General features: G+C 67.0%; 1 protein-coding gene. It reads right to left on the bottom strand.

Annotated features, from left to right (window positions below; all coding sequences use genetic code 11):
• Window positions 1–409: NUDIX domain-containing protein (locus tag M3148_RS17455; protein ID WP_251305978.1), on the bottom strand; the 409-nt coding region annotated here is incomplete at both ends.

Genomic DNA, 409 nt, shown 5'->3' with positions numbered 1-409 from the left:
CCAGCCAGGCTGCGTAGCCGAGAACCCCGGTCAGCAGACTCGGATTGCTCACGCGGGAGGCCAGAATCGCATCCAGGATCGTGTCAAGGCTCGCCCAGCCGATCGCCATATCCGCTTCTTCCTCCTGGCGGTCGAACCGTTGCCTGGCGGGGCGCACGCCGGTCGCGAGGTACACGTGCAGGGTCTCCGCACTTCCGCCGGGAGAGTTGTCCAGGGTGAGCAGCTTCGTCCACTCCTGCGCAACTAGGTCGGTCTCCTCCGCCAATTCGCGTCGGGCCGCATCGAGCGGGGCCTCGCTGGGGACATCCAGCAGCCCCGCGGGGATCTCCCACATCCGTTTGCGCATCGGGTGGCGGTACTGGTCGATGACGGCTATCAGCCCGTCGCCGTTGACCGCGACGATGGCAAC

It is taken from the genome of Georgenia satyanarayanai (genome assembly GCF_023715365.1).
Classification (GTDB): Bacteria; Actinomycetota; Actinomycetes; order Actinomycetales; family Actinomycetaceae; genus Oceanitalea; species Oceanitalea satyanarayanai_B.
This window is presented reverse-complemented; position numbering and strand designations above follow the sequence as displayed.